Here is a 15,220-nt window from a genome sequence, read left to right on the forward strand (position 1 = left end):
TTCAACGGCGACGAAAGCGTCTGTAGCACATCACCGATTCGTGGTATCAGCTGTGCCCCAACGTTGTTCAGCTGGGTCTGGACGGCCTGACCCGCGCTCTTGAACACCGCTACCGCTTGGTCGGCCACTCCGCCCGGATTCACGACCTCGGCCGGTTCCGGTAACTCGGTCAGCTCGGAGGCTGCCGCCGAACTTCCCGCATAGTTGTACATGGCCGCGGCGTCCTGCGCCCAGAATTCCAGGTAGAGGGCCTCGGTTGCCGCGATCGCCGGGGTGTTCTGCCCGAGGAAGTTGGTCGCGACCAACGCCGCCAGTAGCGCCCGGTTGGCTGCGATCACCGGCGGCGGAACCGATGCCGCGAACGCAGTCTCGAAGGCGGCCGCGGCGGCGAACGCCTGAACCGCCGCCTGCCCGGCCGAGTCGGCGCTGCCGTCCAACCAGCTGATGAACGGTGTGGCGGCCGCGACCAATGCCGCCGAGGCCGGCCCCACCCACGGGCCACCGGTCAGCTCGGAGATCACCGATCGATGCCCCCGCCGCGGCGGCGGAAAAGTCCGCGGCCAGTCCGCTCCATGCGGCCGCGGCGGCCAGCATCGGCCCTACCCCCGGCCCGGTGTAGATGCGCCCGGAGTTGATTTCGGGCGGCAAAAAGGCCATAGTCGACCATCGCTTGTATCCTCTGATGCCTGTTGACAGCTCAGCTTTGTGAATGTTGCGGTGATCGTGCCGGTTAACCGGCGGCCGGCGGTTTGGCCATGATCGACGGCTTGAAGCCGTACTGCGGGGCATTGCGTCCGTAACCGCCGTTGACGAACTGCCCGAACGGCGGTGCCATCGGGAAGCTGTTGGAGCCTGCCCCCGTCTCCAGAGCGGCCGGAATCGCGCTAGCCACACCGGGATTGGTGGTTGATTGCCATGGGACCCAGTTCGCGGGCACCGACAAGCCTCCGATCGGCACCGCCTTGCCCAGGCTGCCGGCCACCCCGCCCAGACCCGCTCCCAGATTGCCCGCGGCGCCTGCCGCGGCCTGGCCGGCTCCGCTGGCCGCCGCTGCCGCGCCTTCGGCCGCCTTGGCCGCTGCCGGGGCAGCGGGCTTGAGCAGCGTGTTGGCAAGGTTGCCGATACCCGACCAACCGCTGGTGTTCTGCCCGATCGTCTGCGTCGACTGGATCATCGCCGCGAGCGAGTTGACGTACGGCGAAAGGTATTTGCTGTAGAGCGGGACGATGTCGTCGAACGGCGTGTTGGCGACGATCCACGAATCGATCGCGGTGCCCTGCCCGTTGAGCGGCGAAGAAAGCGTCTTCACCACGTCACTGAATTCCGGAACCACCTGTGCGCCTATGGCGTTGAGTTGGTTCTGCACGCCTTGGCCCCCGGCCTTGAAGACCGCGACAGCCTGGTCGGCCAGCCCCTTCGGATCGACAACCTCGGCCGGCGCTGCCAACGGCGTCAATTTGGTTGCCGCCGCGGAACTTCCGGCGTAGGTGTACATCGCCCCCGAATCCTGCGCCCAGAACTCGCCGTACTGAGCCTCGAGCAGCGAGATCGCGGCGCTGTTCTGGCCGAGCAGGTTGGTGGCGACAAGCTGTTGCAGCAGGGTGCGGTTTGCGGCGATCAAGGGTGGGGGGACGCTGGCGGCGTACGCCCTCTCGTAGGCGGCCGCGGCGGCGGTCGCCTGCCGGCCTGCCTCGGCGGCCTGCTCAGAGCTGCTGCTCAGCCACGAAATGAACGGCGCGACAGCCGAAGCCAGCTGCGCCGAAGCCGGACCCAGCCATTGCCCGGTGGTCAACGCCTCGATCACCGAACGATGCCCCGCGGCCGCAGCCTGAAAATCAGCGGCCAGCCCATTCCACGCCGTCGCCGCGGTTACCAGCGAGGCCGCTCCGGGCCCGGCATAGATACGCGCAGAGTTGATCTCGGGCGGCAACATACCGTAGTCCACCATCGCTATGACTCCTATTGCCTCGGGGTCGGTCAGTGCGCCGATGCGGCGTTGGCCGCTTCGGTTTCGGCGTAGGAGCCCCCACTGGTGGCCAATGTCGCCGAGAGCATCGCCTGGATCCTGGACGCCTGCGCGCTCAGCTCCTGAAACCGCTGCGCATGCGTCGCGAACTGCATGGCCGTCAGAATCGACACCTCGTCGACGGCCGCGGGCACCACGGTGGTGATTGGCACGTCAGCAGCCGCGCTACCGACGTTCAGTGCCGCACCCAATGACTGCAGGTTGCTGGCGGCGGCCGCCAAGTGCTCTGGATACGTGCGTACGAAAGACATGCGGATACCTCCGGCGAGACGTGTGGGGTTGCTGCAACACCCAGCTGCGTTGTCTGGGTGTTGCCATTGATGAGCCGTCGTTAGATTCAGGCACTCACGGGGTATTCAGCGCCAAAAAACGGCGCATTATACCCGTAGTTGGTGTTCTAGACCAGAATCAGCGGTCGACTCATGCGACACACAGTAAGTTGAAAGCTATTGCGCAGAAAGCAGAAGCGCCGACTGTTCACCTCGCGAGGACTTTTGTTCAGCGTGCGTTCAATGCAGCGCAAGCGGTACGGCCCAGTGAGCTGCGGAAATGACCGGCCGCGCACTGATCGCCCGGAAGAGTTGTCGGCTCGCCGACGTCTATGAATCCCTTATGCGGCGGCTGGATTCTGTGAACGCTCACAGGAAAGCGGCTGCGCATGACCGAACCGCAACGAGCCGACGCTCGACCCTCGAGGGGTCCGGTGGCCCGGTGTGCGCCCGACGATCACCGAATGCGACGTTGGCGCGCGATCTCGGCGAGCACTACTCCGGCGGCCACCGCGGCATTCAGCGACTCGGTCTGACCGGCCATCGGGATGGACACCACTTCATCGCAGGTTTGGCGCACCAGGCGGGACAGTCCCTTGCCCTCGGAGCCGACCACCACCACGGTCGGGTCGCGGCCGTCGAGCTCGTCCAGCACGGTGTCACCGTCGGCATCCAGCCCGACCACCCGCAGGCCGCGGCCGGCCCAATCCTTCAGCGTCCTGGTCAGATTCGTTGCCCGGGCCACCGGGATCCGCGCCGCCGCGCCGGCGCTGGTGCGCCAGGCCACCGCCGTCACCGAGGCCGACCGGCGCTGCGGGATCACCACGCCGTGGCCGCCGAACGCCGCGACAGACCGCACGATCGCGCCCAGATTGCGCGGGTCGGAGATGTTGTCCAACGCGACCAGCATCGCCGGCGGCGCTGCGATGGCGGCGGCGACCAGGTCGTCGGGGTGGGCGTAGTTGTAGGGCGGCACCTGCAACGCGATGCCCTGATGCAGGTGGTTGGCCGTCATCCGGTCCAGGTCGCCGCGCGGCACCTCCAAGATCGAGATACCGGAATCGGCTGCCCGGGAGACGGATTCGGTGAGCCGCTCGTCGGCCTCGGTGCCCAGCGCAACATAGAGTGCGGTCGCCGGCACCCCGGCACGCAGACATTCCAGCACCGGGTTGCGTCCCAGCACGGTCTCGGCTTCGTCGACCTTCTTGGCAGGGCGCTGCTGCGTCGGCTTGGACCGCTTGGCGGCCGGATGGTGGGGGCGCAGGTGAGCCGGCGGAGTGGGGCCACGGCCTTCCAGGGCGCGGCGCCGCTGGCCGCCCGAGCCGACGGTCGGCCCCTTTTTGCTGCCGGCCTTTCGGATCGCCCCCCGGCGTTGGGAGTTGCCGGCCATCTACTTGCCGCCCCCGCCCAGCGTCCATTGCGGACCGTCCGCGGTGTCGGTGACCTCGATACCGGCCCGCTTGAGCCGGTCCCGGATTTCGTCGGCCAACGCCCAGTTGCGTTCCGCACGGGCCTTCTGCCGGTTTTCCAACTCGGCCCGGACCAGCACGTCCACCGCGGCCAGCGCGGCCAGCGTCTCGTCCTTGGACTCCCAGCGCTCGTCGAGCGGGTCGCAGCCCAGGATGCCCATCATCGCGCGGATGGCGGCGGCGCTGCGCAGGGCGCCTTCGTGATCCCCCGCGTCCAGGGCGCGGTTACCCTCGGCGCGGGTGTGGTGGATCTCGGCCAGTGCCGCCGGGACCGCGAGGTCGTCGTCCAGCGCCGCGGCGAATCGCGGGGTCCATTCCCCGGGGCATACCGCCCCCACCCGGCTGCGCACCCGGTGCAGGAACTCCTCGACACCGACGTAGGCGTTGACCGCGTCCTGCAGTGCGGTCTCGGTGAACTCCAGCATCGAGCGATAGTGCGCGCTGCCCAGGTAGTAGCGCAGTTCGGCGGGACGCACCCGCTGCAACATCGCCGGGATGGCCACCACGTTGCCCAGCGATTTGCTCATCTTCTCGCCGCCCATCGTCACCCAGCCGTTGTGCAGCCAGTAACGGGCGAACCCGTCCCCGGCAGCGCGGCTCTGGGCGATCTCGTTCTCATGGTGCGGGAAGATCAAATCCATTCCGCCGCAATGGATGTCGAACTCGGGACCCAGATAGGTGCGGGCCATGGCCGAGCATTCGATGTGCCAGCCCGGGCGGCCGCGCCCCCACGGCGACGGCCAGGACGGCTCGCCGGGCTTCTCGCCCTTCCACAGGGTGAAGTCGCGCTGGTCCCGCTTGCCGGTGGCCACCCCCTCGCCCTGGTGGACGTCGTCGATCCGGTGCCCGGACAGCTGGCCGTAGTCGGGGTAGCTGAGCACGTCGAAGTAGACGTCGCCGGCCGCTGCGTAAGCGTGCCCGGTTTCGATCAGCCGTTGCATTAATTCGATCATCTGGGTGATGTGGCCGGTAGCCAGCGGCTCCGCCGAGGGCGGCAGGACGTCGAGGGCGTCGTAGGCCGCGGTGAACGCGCGCTGATGGGTCGCGGCCCATTCCCACCACGGCCGCCCCGCGGCGGCCGCCTTGTTCAGGATCTTGTCGTCGATGTCGGTGACGTTGCGGATGAAGGCGACGTCATAGCCACGCGCCAGCAGCCAGCGGCGCAGGATGTCGAAGGCCACGCCGCTGCGGACGTGGCCGATGTGCGGCAGCCCCTGCGGAGTTGCGCCGCACTGGTAGATGGAGACGTGCCCGGCCCGCAGCGGCAGAAAATCACGCACGGCGCCGGTCGCCGTGTCATGGAGCCGCAGGACGGCACGATCGGTCACGACGTGCCAGCTTACTGCCTATGCCCTGCGGTCCCATTCAGCGGAGCGGAATCAGCATCGCCGTCGCGATAGCTGCCAGGCCCTCGCCACGTCCGGTGAGACCGAGTCCGTCGGTGGTGGTGGCCGCCACCGATACCGGCGCGTTGAGCAGCCGGGACAGCACCGCCTGAGCCTCGGAGCGTCGCGGACCGATCTTCGGCCGGTTACCGACCACCTGGACCGCGGCATTACCCACCCGGTATCCCTCGCCGGTGAGCAGCGCCACGACGTGCCGGAGCATGTCGGCGCCACTCACCCCCTGCCAGCGCGGATCGTCGACACCGAACACACCGCCGATGTCGCCGAGCCCGGCGGCCGAGAGCACGGCGTCACACAAGGCATGCACCGCCACGTCGCCGTCGGAGTGGCCGGAGCAGCCGTCCGCACTGGGGAACAGCAGACCCACCAGCCAGCACGGGCGGCCGGGCTCGATCGGGTGGACGTCCACCCCCAACCCCACCCGGGGCAGCTGCATCATCGGCCCACGATCGACTTGGCCAGCAACAAGTCCAGCTGGGTGGTGATCTTGAAGGCCAGCGGATCGCCGTCGACGACCTGGATCTGGCCGCCGATCTGCTCCACCAGTGCTGCATCGTCGGTGAACTCGGCTCCACCTGGCCGTGCGAAGGCCTGTTGGTAGGCGCGCAGCAGCAGGTCGGTGGCGAAACCCTGCGGTGTCTGCACCGCCCGCAGCCCGGCCCGCTCCGGGGTGCCCAACACCACCCCGTTGGCGTCGACGGCTTTGACGGTGTCCGACAGCGGCAATCCGGGCACCACGGCGTCGTGGCCCGCCCGCAGCGCGTCCACAACCCGCACGATCAGCGACGGTGGCGTCAGCGCGCGCGCTGTCGTGCACCAGCACGAACGACGGACGCGACCCGGAAAGCTCGGAAATGGTTGAAAGCGCCAGATTCACCGATTCGGGACGGCTGCGGCCACCGGCCACGATCGTCGCCAGATGTCCGAGGATCAGTTTGGCCTCGTCGGTGCGGTCGGCGGGCACCGCCACGATCACGCTGTCCACCACGCCGGACGCCCGCAGACCTTCGACGGCCCGCTCGACCAGCGACTCACCCTCGAGTTGATAGAACGCCTTCGCCATACCGGCGCCGAGCCGCTCACCGGACCCCGCGGCCGGGACGATCGCGACTACGTCTTCGGCTCCCGTGCCCACTCAGAGCCCCGGGCTATTCAGGAGGCGGCAGCCAGAACCTCGTCCAGGATGGTCTCGGCCTTGGCGTCGTCGGTGCTCTCGGCCAACGCCAGCTCACCGACCAGGATCTGCCGCGCCTTGGCCAGCATCCGCTTCTCGCCCGCCGACAGGCCTCGCTCCTGGTCACGACGCCACAGGTCACGCACGACCTCGGCAACCTTGTTCACGTCGCCGGAAGCCAATTTTTCGAGGTTGGCCTTGTACCGGCGCGACCAGTTGGTGGGCTCCTCGGTGTGCGGAGCACGCAGCACCTGGAAGACCTTGTCCAGACCTTCCTGGCCTACGACATCGCGGACGCCGACGTACTCGGCGTTGTCGGCAGGGACTCGAACGGTCAGGTCGCCCTGCGCAACTTTCAAGACGAGATACTCTTTTTGCTCCCCTTTGATGGTTCGAGTTTCGATCGCCTCGACTAACGCAGCACCGTGGTGTGGGTAGACAACGGTGTCACCGACCTTGAAGATCATCTGATTCGAGCCCCTTTCGTTAATTCAGTCTAACACGCGGGACCGACGCGTGCGGATCAACGGTGCAGGTCAGGGGCATGCCACGCGCATATTGAGGGTTGACAGGCGGGCTCTGACGTGCAGGGGGACCAGCTCTGGCGTCGCATTCGGCCCCGGTGCACGGGCCCGAATCCGCCCATAAAGAATAGCTGGTCGACCGGTCCGAAATTCAACGGGGACCGGGACGGGGCCCGCCCAGATGTCCGGCAGGGGTCCGGCGCCCGACATCGGGAGTCCCGCGCTACCGCGGACGGTGCCTTGCTACTACTGTGCATAGTTGAAATTCGGGGTTGAGCAGCAGGAGGCACTGAGTGAACCGCTTCGACATCCGCCTGCCGTTGCGCCCGGCCAGGCTCACCACCTGGCTGGCGGCCGTCGGCTTGGCCGCGACCGTGCTCACCGGCTGCGGAACCGGCCAGATCGCCCAGACCGCGGCGCAGGAGCCCGCCGTCAACGGCAACCGGGTCACCATCGGCAACTTGGCGCTGCGCAACATCCGCATTCAGGCCACCCAGACCGGCGACTTCCTGCAGCCCGGCCGCAGCGTGGAACTGGCCTTCGTGGCGGTGAACAATTCGGCGGACGTCGACGACCGCCTGACCGGCATCAGCAGCGACATCGGCCCGGTGGCGCTGTCCGGGGACGCCAAGCTGCCGGCCGGCCGGATGCTCTTCGTCGGGTCGCCGGAGGGGCAGGCCGCGGCGCCGGGGCCGCCCGGACCCAACGGGGCCGCCAAGGCGACCGTCAACTTGACCAAGCCGATCAGCAACGGCCTGACCTACAAGTTCACCTTCAAGTTCGAGAAGGCCGGCGAGGGCAGCGTCGAGGTGCCGCTGGCCGCCAGCTCGGAACAGCCGCGCGAACAGGGCGCCAACCACTCCTAGGCCCGCCGGTCCGGCCTGTCGGCACCGGCCTGTCGGTCGCCGGAGATACGGTCACGGCGTGGCCAATGCACGTTCGCAGTATCGCTGCTCGGAATGCCGCCATGTCAGCGCCAAATGGGTCGGGCGCTGCATGGAGTGCAATAGCTGGGGCACGGTCGAAGAGGTCGCCGTGCTCGCCGCGGTGGGCGGCGGACGGCGCGCAGCCGCCACCGGTTCGCAGGCGGTGCCGATCAGTTCCGTCGAACCCAACACCAGCCGGCATCGCTCGACCGGAGTCGACGAACTCGATCGGGTGCTCGGCGGCGGGGTGGTGCCGGGATCGGTGACGCTGCTGGCCGGGGAGCCCGGCGTCGGCAAGTCCACGCTGCTGCTCGAGGTCGCCCACAGCTCGGCGCAGCGCGGCCAACGGGCGCTGTACGTATCCGGCGAGGAATCCGCCGGGCAGGTGCGGTTGCGCGCCGACCGGATCGGTTGCAGTGGTGGCGGGTTCGACGAGGTCTACCTGGCCGCCGAGTCCGATCTGCACACGGTGCTGGGCCACATCGACACGGTGCATCCGGAATTGGTCGTCGTCGACTCGGTGCAGACGATGTCCACCAGCGAGTCCGACGGCGTCACCGGCGGTGTCACCCAGGTGCGCGCGGTGACGGCCGCGCTCACCGCCGCGGCCAAGACCAAGGGCGTCGCGATGATCCTGGTCGGGCACGTCACCAAGGACGGGGCGATCGCCGGGCCGCGGTCCCTCGAGCATCTCGTCGACGTCGTCCTGCACTTCGAAGGCGACCGAACCAGCTCGCTGCGCATGGTCCGCGGCATCAAGAACCGCTTCGGTGCGGCCGAGGAGGTCGGGTGTTTCCTGTTGCACGACAACGGGATCGAAGGTGTTGCCGACCCGTCGCACCTATTCCTGGACCAGCGCCCGGCGCCGGTGCCCGGCACCGCGATCACGGTGACCCTGGACGGCAAGCGCCCGCTGATCGGGGAAGTCCAGGCCCTGCTTGCGGTGCCGAACGGCGGTTCGCCGCGGCGGGCGGTCAGCGGTATCGACCACTCGCGAGCCGCGATGATCACCGCCGTGCTGGAGAAACACGGTCGGCTCAAACTCGGCGCGGTCGAGATCTACCTGTCGACGGTGGGCGGCATGCGGTTGACCGAGCCGTCCTCGGACCTGGCGGTCGCGGCGGCGCTGGCCTCGTCGTACACCGGCCTGGCTCTGCCCACCACCGCGGTGGTGGTCGGGGAGGTGGGGCTGGCGGGCGACCTGCGCCGCGTCCACGGCATCGAGCGGCGGCTGGCCGAAGCCGCCCGTCAGGGCTTCACCGTCGCGCTGATCCCACCGGGATGCAAGGAAGTCCCGGCCGGCATGCGGGCGTTGAGCGCGGCGACCATCGGCGAGGCGCTGAACCACCTCGTCGACATCGCCGAGCGGCGCACCCCCACGCGCGTGAAGTCGTATCGGCTCGACAGCGCCGAGTAGGGGTCCCGCATCGATGGCCGGCGTAGCAGAATGCACGCTGTGACTCGTCCGACCCTGCGTGAGGCCGTCGCCCGACTGGCACCCGGCACCGGGCTGCGCGATGGCCTGGAGCGCATCCTGCGCGGCCGCACCGGCGCCCTGATCGTCCTCGGGCACGACGAGAACGTGGAAGCCATCTGCGACGGCGGCTTCGCGCTCGACGTGCGGTACGCGCCGACCCGACTACGCGAACTGTCCAAGATGGACGGAGCGGTGGTGTTGTCCACCGACGGCAGCCGCATCGTGCGGGCCAACGTGCAGCTGGTTCCGGATCCGTCGATCCCCACCGACGAATCGGGAACCCGGCACCGCTCGGCCGAGCGGTCGGCGATCCAGACCGGATACCCCGTGATCTCGGTGAGCCACTCGATGAACATCGTGACCGTCTACGTAGCCGGCGAACGTCACGTGCTGACCGATTCCGCGACGATCCTGTCCCGCGCCAATCAGGCCATCGCCACCCTGGAGCGCTACAAGACCAGGCTCGACGAGGTCAGTCGGCAGCTGTCGCGGGCCGAGGTCGAGGACTTCGTCACGCTGCGGGACGTGATGACGGTGGTGCAGCGGCTCGAACTGGTCCGCCGCATCGGGTTGGCGATCGACTACGACGCCGTCGAACTGGGCACCGACGGGCGGCAGCTGCGGCTGCAGCTCGAAGAGCTGCTGGGCGGCAACGACACCGCCCGCGAACTCATCGTGCGCGACTACCACGCCAATCCCGAACCGCCGTCCAGGGCGCAGATCGCCGCCACGCTGAGCGAGCTGGACGCGCTGTCGGACAGCGACCTACTGGAGCTGACCGCGCTGGCCAAGGTCTTCGGGTATCCGACCACGGCCGAGGCGCAGGATTCGGCGCTCAGCCCTCGCGGCTACCGCGCCATGGCCGGCATCCCCCGGCTGCAGTTCGCCCACGTCGACCTGTTGGTCCGCTCGTTCGGCACGCTGCAGGGGCTGCTGGCCGCCAGTGCCAACGACCTGCAGTCGGTGGACGGGATCGGTGCTATGTGGGCCCGGCATGTGCGCGAGGGATTGTCCCAGCTGGCGGAGTCGACGATCGCCGACCACTGATATCCCGCGAATGTGTTATCCGCCCGCGGCAGGCGGTGCTTCCGGAGGCGGCGCCTGGGCCGGCCCCGGCGCGGGCACCGGGCCCGGTGGCTGCGGCGGCTGGTTCAGCACGAAGGGGACCGGTTGCGAGCGCAGGTTGCCCAACTGGACCACCAGGTTGTAGGTGCCCGGCCCGATCGCCGGCCTCGGCAACGGGCATTTCGGCGCCGAACCCATCCCGGTCCAGGTCACGGCGGTGGTCACCTGCTCGCCCGGGGTGAACGTCTTGACCAGCGTCTCGTTGGAGGGCGCGCAGTCCAGGTTGGACCACAGCCGCTTGTTGTCCAGCGAGTACACGTAGGCCGCCAGCACCGCCGCGCCGACATCGCGCTTGCAGGACACCAGCCCGATGTTGGTCACCACCATGGTGAATTTGGGCTGGTCGCCGATGTAGTACTGGGGCGCGTTGGTCAGCCCCTTGACGGCCAGCGTCGAGTCGGGGCAGTCGTCGCCGTCCTTGAGTACGGGTGGCGGCTGCACCGCGGCGGTCGGGGTGGGCGACTCCGGGTTCAGGGTCCCCGGCGGCGCGCCGGGCGCGGGGGATGCGCTCTGTCCGGCCGGCTCGGGGCCGGCCGGGGCGCCGGGAGCCGGGGACGCGCCGGGATGCTCCTGGGCCGCCGCGGGCTTATTCGCGGGCTTGCTGCCCGAGTTGCTGCTGACGACGGCGATGACGATTGCGACGGCAATCCCGATCACGACGGCCGCGATGCCCAGGGCAAGTCCCCTGCGCCGCCAATAGATCTCGGTAGGTAGCGGGCCCCGCGGTTCTAGATCCAGCACGTTCACACCGTAAGGCCAGGTCACACCGACTCGGCTGACCCGCCTCGGCGTGTCGTCAGGTTAGTCGGTGAGCGGTCGTGTAGTGACGGTCACGCCTGCTCGCCGATGTCGCCGATGTGGTCGACCAGCGCCGCCTTGCCGTCGGCCAGCTTGTAGGTGACCCCGGCGAGCGCGAGGGTCCCGGCGGCGACCCGCTCCGCGATGGCCGAGGAGCGCGACACCAGCTGGGCCAGCGTCTCGCTGACATGCCGCGCCTCGATCTCGTCGACGCGGGTCAGGCCGTCCCGCCGGCCCGCCAGCACCGACGGCACCACGCGCTCCACCACGTCACGCACGAAACCACCGGGAATCTCGCCTTCGTCGAGGGCGGCGATGGTGGCCTTGACCGCGCCGCAGCTGTTGTGGCCGAGCACCACGATCAGCGGCACGTTGAGCACTGCGACGGCGTATTCGATGGAGCCCAGCACGGCGGTATCGATCGCCTGTCCGGCGGTGCGCACCACGAACACGTCGCCGAGGCCCTGGTCGAAGATCAGTTCGGCCGCCACCCGGCTGTCCGCGCAACCGAAGATCACCGCGGTCGGCTTCTGCCCGCCGGCCAGGCTGGCCCGGTGGTCGACACTTTGGCTGGGGTGCTCGGGCTTACCGGCGACGAATCGCTCGTTACCCTCTTTGAGTGACTTCCAGGCGCTTATCGGGTTGCTGCTAGGCATGGCACACATTGTGCCGCACGGACCCGCGCACGTCTGCCCAAACATATCCGCCGCAAATCTGCTGTCCTGGTACCGGAGTTCGCGCCGCGACCTGCCCTGGCGGGAACCCGGCGTCGACGCCTGGCAGATCCTGGTCAGCGAGTTCATGCTGCAACAGACACCGGTCTCCCGGGTGCTGCCGATCTGGACCGAGTGGGTGCGCCGGTGGCCCACCCCGTCGGCCACCGCGGCAGCCACCGCCGCGGACGTACTGCGCGCGTGGGGCAAATTGGGCTACCCAAGGCGGGCCAAGCGTCTGCACGAGTGCGCCGTCGTCATCGCACGCGACCACGGCGACGTGGTACCCGACGATGTCGATGTGCTGCTGACACTGCCCGGCGTCGGAAGCTACACGGCGCGCGCGGTGGCCTGCTTTGCCTACCGGCGGCGGGTACCGGTGGTGGACACCAACGTGCGCCGGGTGGTCGCCCGCGCGGTACACGGCCGCGCCGACGCGGGCCCACCTTCGGCCACCCGCGATCACGCCGACGTGGCCGCACTGGTACCGAATGACGAACGCGCACCTGAGTTTTCGGTGGCCTTGATGGAGTTGGGTGCGACGGTGTGCACGGCGCGAAGCCCGAAGTGTGGGCTGTGCCCCCTTGATTCGTGCGCCTGGCGCCAGGCCGGCTACCCGCCGGCGACCGGACCCGCCCGCCGTGTGCAGACCTACGCCGGCACCGATCGCCAGGTTCGCGGACGACTACTCGATGTGCTGCGCGACAACAACTCTCCGGTCACCCGCGCTCAACTCGACGTGGCCTGGCTGACCGATACCGCACAGCGGGACCGGGCGTTGTACTCGTTGTTGGACGACGGCTTGGTAGTGCAGACCGCTGACGGGCGATTCGCGCTGGCTGGCGAGGAGTAACGGCTAGCCCAGGCCGGAAACGAACGACTCGACCGCGTGCCGGTAGGCCTCCGGAGCGTCGTCGTGCACCAGGTGGCCTGCCCCTGCAACATGCAGATATGTTGTCGGAGAATCTGTTTCGTGCATCTGGCGCATCTGCCCCGGCGGGGTGACCGAACTGCCGGCCTCGATCAGCAGCGCCGGTGCGCGGACCGCCCGCCACTGCGACCAGTAGTCGCGGGTACCCCACTCCGCGGCGATCTCGATCCAGCGCGCCGTGTGCCCGTGCAGCCGCCAGCCGGTGGCGGTGCGGTCGAACGCCTCCAGGAAGTACTGTCCGGCGACCGGCCCGAACTCGGCGAATACCCGTTCAGCAGAGTCGAATTCGACGGGCAAGGCGTGCAGCCACGGCTCCCACGGCCCAGTGGTCCGGCCGACGAAATCCGGGGCCATGTCCTCCACCACCAGCGCGCTGACCAGGTCGGGACGTTCGGCGGCCAGGCACCAGGAATGCAGGCCACCCATCGAATGCCCGACGAGTGTGACCGGCACTTCCAGCCCGCTCACCGCGTCGCCCAAGTCGGCCACGAAACGCTCGGTGCTGATCGGATGCGGGTCCGCGACGTCCCGGCCGCGGTGCCACGGCGCGTCGTAGGTGTACACCGAGCCCAACCGGGCCAGCCACGGCAGCTGACGTGACCAGGTCGTTCCCCGGCCCATCAGTCCGTGCACCAGCACCAAGGGTCTGCCCTGTCCGCCGCGATGGGTCAACAGATCGGTCGGCATGCGGGGCACGGTAACCTAACCGCATGCCAGTGGTGAAGATCAACGCAATCGAGGTGCCCGCCGAAGCTGGCCCGGAGCTGGAGAAGCGATTCGCTCACCGCGCTCACGCGGTGGAGAATTCGCCCGGGTTTCTCGGCTTCCAGCTGCTGCGGCCGGTCAAGGGTGAGGACCGCTATTTCGTGGTGACGCACTGGGAGTCCGAGGAGGCCTTCCAGGCCTGGGCCAACGGGCCCGCCATCGCAGCGCACGCCGGGGAGCGGGCGAACCCGGTGGCAACCGGGGCGTCGCTGCTGGAGTTCGAGGTTGTGATGGACGTTGCCGGGAACCCGAAGGCTGAATAGCCGCCCGAGTCAACGACGCACCCGGGTCCTGGCGTCGAGCGCCGCGGCGGTGCTGGTGTTGGCGCTGGCGCCCGGGTGTGCCACGTCACCCACCCCGTCGGCCAACGCAGCCGACGTCGGGCATCGGATCGACACCACGACGCCCCCCGGGCTGCGGGCACAGCAGACGATGGACATGCTCAACTCGGACTGGCCGATCGGGCCGGTCGGGGTCGGCACCCTGGCCGCACCGGAGAAGGTCGAGTCGGTGGAAGCCACCATGGAAAGTCTCTGGTGGGACCGTCCGTTCACGCTGGACAGCGTGGACGTCGGCGCCAGCGCGGCCACCTTGCACCTGATCTCGTCCTACGGCGCGCACCAAGACATCCGGATCCACACCAACGACGGCGGCTGGGTCGACCGTTTCGAACTCGAAACGCTCCCGCCACCGACGATCAAGGCCTGGCGTGACATCGATGCCGTGCTGAGCAAGACCGGCGCCCGCTACTCCTATCAGGTGGCCAAAGTCGACGACGGCCAGTGCAACCGGGTTGCGGGCACCAACACCGCCGAGTCCCTGCCACTGGCGTCGATTTTCAAGTTGTACGTGCTGCACGCGCTCGCGAACGCCGTCAAGAACGGGACCGCATCCTGGGACGATCAGCTGACGGTGACCGCCAAGGGCAAGGCCGTCGGCTCCTCCGGCTTGGAACTTGCTGTCGGCGAACATGTCTCAGTTCGCACAGCGGCCGAGAAGATGATCGCCACCAGCGACAACATGGCCACCGATCTGCTGATCGGCAGGCTGGGGACCCATGCCATCGAGCAGGCCCTGGCCAGCGCCGGCCACCACGACCCGGTCAGCATGACGCCGTTTCCCACCATGTACGAACTGTTCTCGGTCGGCTGGGGTCAGCCCGATCTGCGCGAGCAGTGGAAGAACGCCTCCCAGCAACAGCGCGCTGCACTGCTGCAAGCAGCGAATTCCACCGATTACCAACCAGATCCGACCCGCGCCCACACTCCCGCCTCAGCGTTCGGCGCCGAGTGGTACGGCACCGCCGAAGACATCTGCCGGGTGCACGTGGCGCTCCAGGCGGATGCCGTCGGCGAGGCCGCGCCAGTCCGCAAGATCCTGTCCGCCGTCGCCGGCATCCAGCTGGACCGCAACGTGTGGCCCTACATCGGTGCGAAAGCCGGTGGCCTGCCCGGGGATCTGACGTTCAGCTGGTATACGGTAGACAAGACGGGGCAGCCGTGGGTGGTCAGCTTCCAGCTGAACTGGCCTCGTGACCACGGCCCCACGGTGACCAGCTGGATGTTGCAGGTCGCCAAGCAAGCCTTCGCGCTGGTCGCCCCCAACTAAGCCGTCACA

The 15,220-nt window shown here is 68.6% G+C and carries 15 protein-coding genes and 2 pseudogenes; 6 read left to right on the forward strand and 11 right to left on the reverse strand.

Annotated features, from left to right (window positions below):
- Positions 1 to 89: 89 nt before the first annotated feature.
- The 8 genes and pseudogenes from L6444_RS31315 to carD all read right to left on the reverse strand — a co-directional run.
- Positions 90 to 657 (reverse strand): annotated as a pseudogene (locus L6444_RS31315) (PPE family protein); the annotation flags it as partial.
- Between the two features lie 73 nt (positions 658 to 730).
- Positions 731 to 1,948, reverse strand: a complete 1,218-nt coding sequence (locus tag L6444_RS27605; protein ID WP_236978510.1) for a PPE family protein — start codon at positions 1,946 to 1,948, stop codon at positions 731 to 733.
- 29 nt (positions 1,949 to 1,977) lie between these two features.
- Positions 1,978 to 2,277: a PE family protein gene (locus L6444_RS27610; RefSeq protein ID WP_236978512.1), complete on the reverse strand. Its 300-nt coding sequence runs from the start codon at positions 2,275 to 2,277 to the stop codon at positions 1,978 to 1,980.
- Between the two features lie 475 nt (positions 2,278 to 2,752).
- The gene (rlmB, locus tag L6444_RS27615; RefSeq protein WP_236978516.1) at positions 2,753 to 3,685 is read right to left on the reverse strand and encodes a 23S rRNA (guanosine(2251)-2'-O)-methyltransferase RlmB; all 933 of its coding nucleotides are present in this window, start codon (positions 3,683 to 3,685) and stop codon (positions 2,753 to 2,755) included.
- Complete coding sequence (gene cysS, locus L6444_RS27620; RefSeq protein ID WP_236978517.1) at positions 3,686 to 5,092, reverse strand: cysteine--tRNA ligase; 1,407 nt, start codon at positions 5,090 to 5,092, stop codon at positions 3,686 to 3,688.
- 37 nt (positions 5,093 to 5,129) lie between these two features.
- Positions 5,130 to 5,609 (reverse strand): 2-C-methyl-D-erythritol 2,4-cyclodiphosphate synthase, encoded by a 480-nt coding sequence (gene ispF, locus L6444_RS27625; RefSeq protein WP_236978519.1) that lies wholly within the window; start codon positions 5,607 to 5,609, stop codon positions 5,130 to 5,132.
- Positions 5,606 to 6,233 (reverse strand): annotated as a pseudogene (ispD, locus tag L6444_RS27630) (2-C-methyl-D-erythritol 4-phosphate cytidylyltransferase). The gene ispF and the pseudogene ispD overlap by 4 nt, the downstream one beginning before the upstream one ends.
- An 89-nt stretch (positions 6,234 to 6,322) precedes the next feature.
- Complete coding sequence (gene carD / locus L6444_RS27635) at positions 6,323 to 6,811, reverse strand: RNA polymerase-binding transcription factor CarD (protein ID WP_007166539.1); 489 nt, start codon at positions 6,809 to 6,811, stop codon at positions 6,323 to 6,325.
- A gap of 350 nt (positions 6,812 to 7,161) precedes the next feature.
- Here carD and L6444_RS27640 point away from each other — a divergent pair, with 350 nt between their 5' ends.
- Genes L6444_RS27640 through disA form a run of 3 tightly spaced genes read left to right on the forward strand, consistent with a single transcriptional unit; the run spans position 7,162 to position 10,318 of the window.
- Positions 7,162 to 7,734, forward strand: coding sequence for a hypothetical protein (locus L6444_RS27640; protein ID WP_370653042.1), 573 nt, complete (start codon positions 7,162 to 7,164; stop codon positions 7,732 to 7,734).
- A gap of 58 nt (positions 7,735 to 7,792) precedes the next feature.
- Complete coding sequence (gene radA, locus L6444_RS27645) at positions 7,793 to 9,211, forward strand: DNA repair protein RadA (protein WP_236978522.1); 1,419 nt, start codon at positions 7,793 to 7,795, stop codon at positions 9,209 to 9,211.
- A 30-nt stretch (positions 9,212 to 9,241) separates the two neighbouring features.
- Entirely contained in the window at positions 9,242 to 10,318 is a 1,077-nt protein-coding gene (gene disA / locus L6444_RS27650) for a DNA integrity scanning diadenylate cyclase DisA (RefSeq protein ID WP_236978524.1), read from the forward strand.
- Between the two features lie 15 nt (positions 10,319 to 10,333).
- On the opposite strand, the gene L6444_RS27655 is transcribed toward disA, so the two are convergent.
- Both L6444_RS27655 and L6444_RS27660 read right to left on the reverse strand, forming a co-directional pair.
- Positions 10,334 to 11,137: a hypothetical protein gene (locus L6444_RS27655; protein WP_236978526.1), complete on the reverse strand. Its 804-nt coding sequence runs from the start codon at positions 11,135 to 11,137 to the stop codon at positions 10,334 to 10,336.
- An 89-nt stretch (positions 11,138 to 11,226) separates the two neighbouring features.
- On the reverse strand, positions 11,227 to 11,850 hold the full coding sequence (locus L6444_RS27660; protein WP_236978528.1) for a carbonic anhydrase: 624 nt from the start codon (positions 11,848 to 11,850) through the stop codon (positions 11,227 to 11,229).
- Here L6444_RS27660 and L6444_RS27665 point away from each other — a divergent pair.
- Positions 11,849 to 12,760 (forward strand): HhH-GPD family protein, encoded by a 912-nt coding sequence (locus tag L6444_RS27665; RefSeq protein ID WP_236978530.1) that lies wholly within the window; start codon positions 11,849 to 11,851, stop codon positions 12,758 to 12,760. The genes L6444_RS27660 and L6444_RS27665 overlap by 2 nt on opposite strands.
- A 3-nt stretch (positions 12,761 to 12,763) precedes the next feature.
- Here L6444_RS27665 and L6444_RS27670 read toward each other — a convergent pair whose 3' ends face one another.
- A complete protein-coding gene (locus tag L6444_RS27670) occupies positions 12,764 to 13,534 on the reverse strand; it encodes an alpha/beta fold hydrolase (protein ID WP_236978531.1) in 771 nt (256 codons plus the stop codon).
- A 14-nt stretch (positions 13,535 to 13,548) separates the two neighbouring features.
- On the opposite strand from L6444_RS27670, the gene mhuD reads away from it, so the two are divergent.
- Positions 13,549 to 13,866, forward strand: coding sequence for a mycobilin-forming heme oxygenase MhuD (gene mhuD / locus L6444_RS27675; protein ID WP_236978532.1), 318 nt, complete (start codon positions 13,549 to 13,551; stop codon positions 13,864 to 13,866).
- Positions 13,841 to 15,211 (forward strand): serine hydrolase, encoded by a 1,371-nt coding sequence (locus tag L6444_RS27680; RefSeq protein WP_236978534.1) that lies wholly within the window; start codon positions 13,841 to 13,843, stop codon positions 15,209 to 15,211. The genes mhuD and L6444_RS27680 overlap by 26 nt, the downstream gene beginning before the upstream one ends.
- Positions 15,212 to 15,220 lie beyond the last annotated feature (9 nt).

Source organism: Mycobacterium kiyosense, assembly GCA_021654635.1.
In the GTDB taxonomy this organism is placed as follows: domain Bacteria; phylum Actinomycetota; class Actinomycetes; order Mycobacteriales; family Mycobacteriaceae; genus Mycobacterium; species Mycobacterium kiyosense.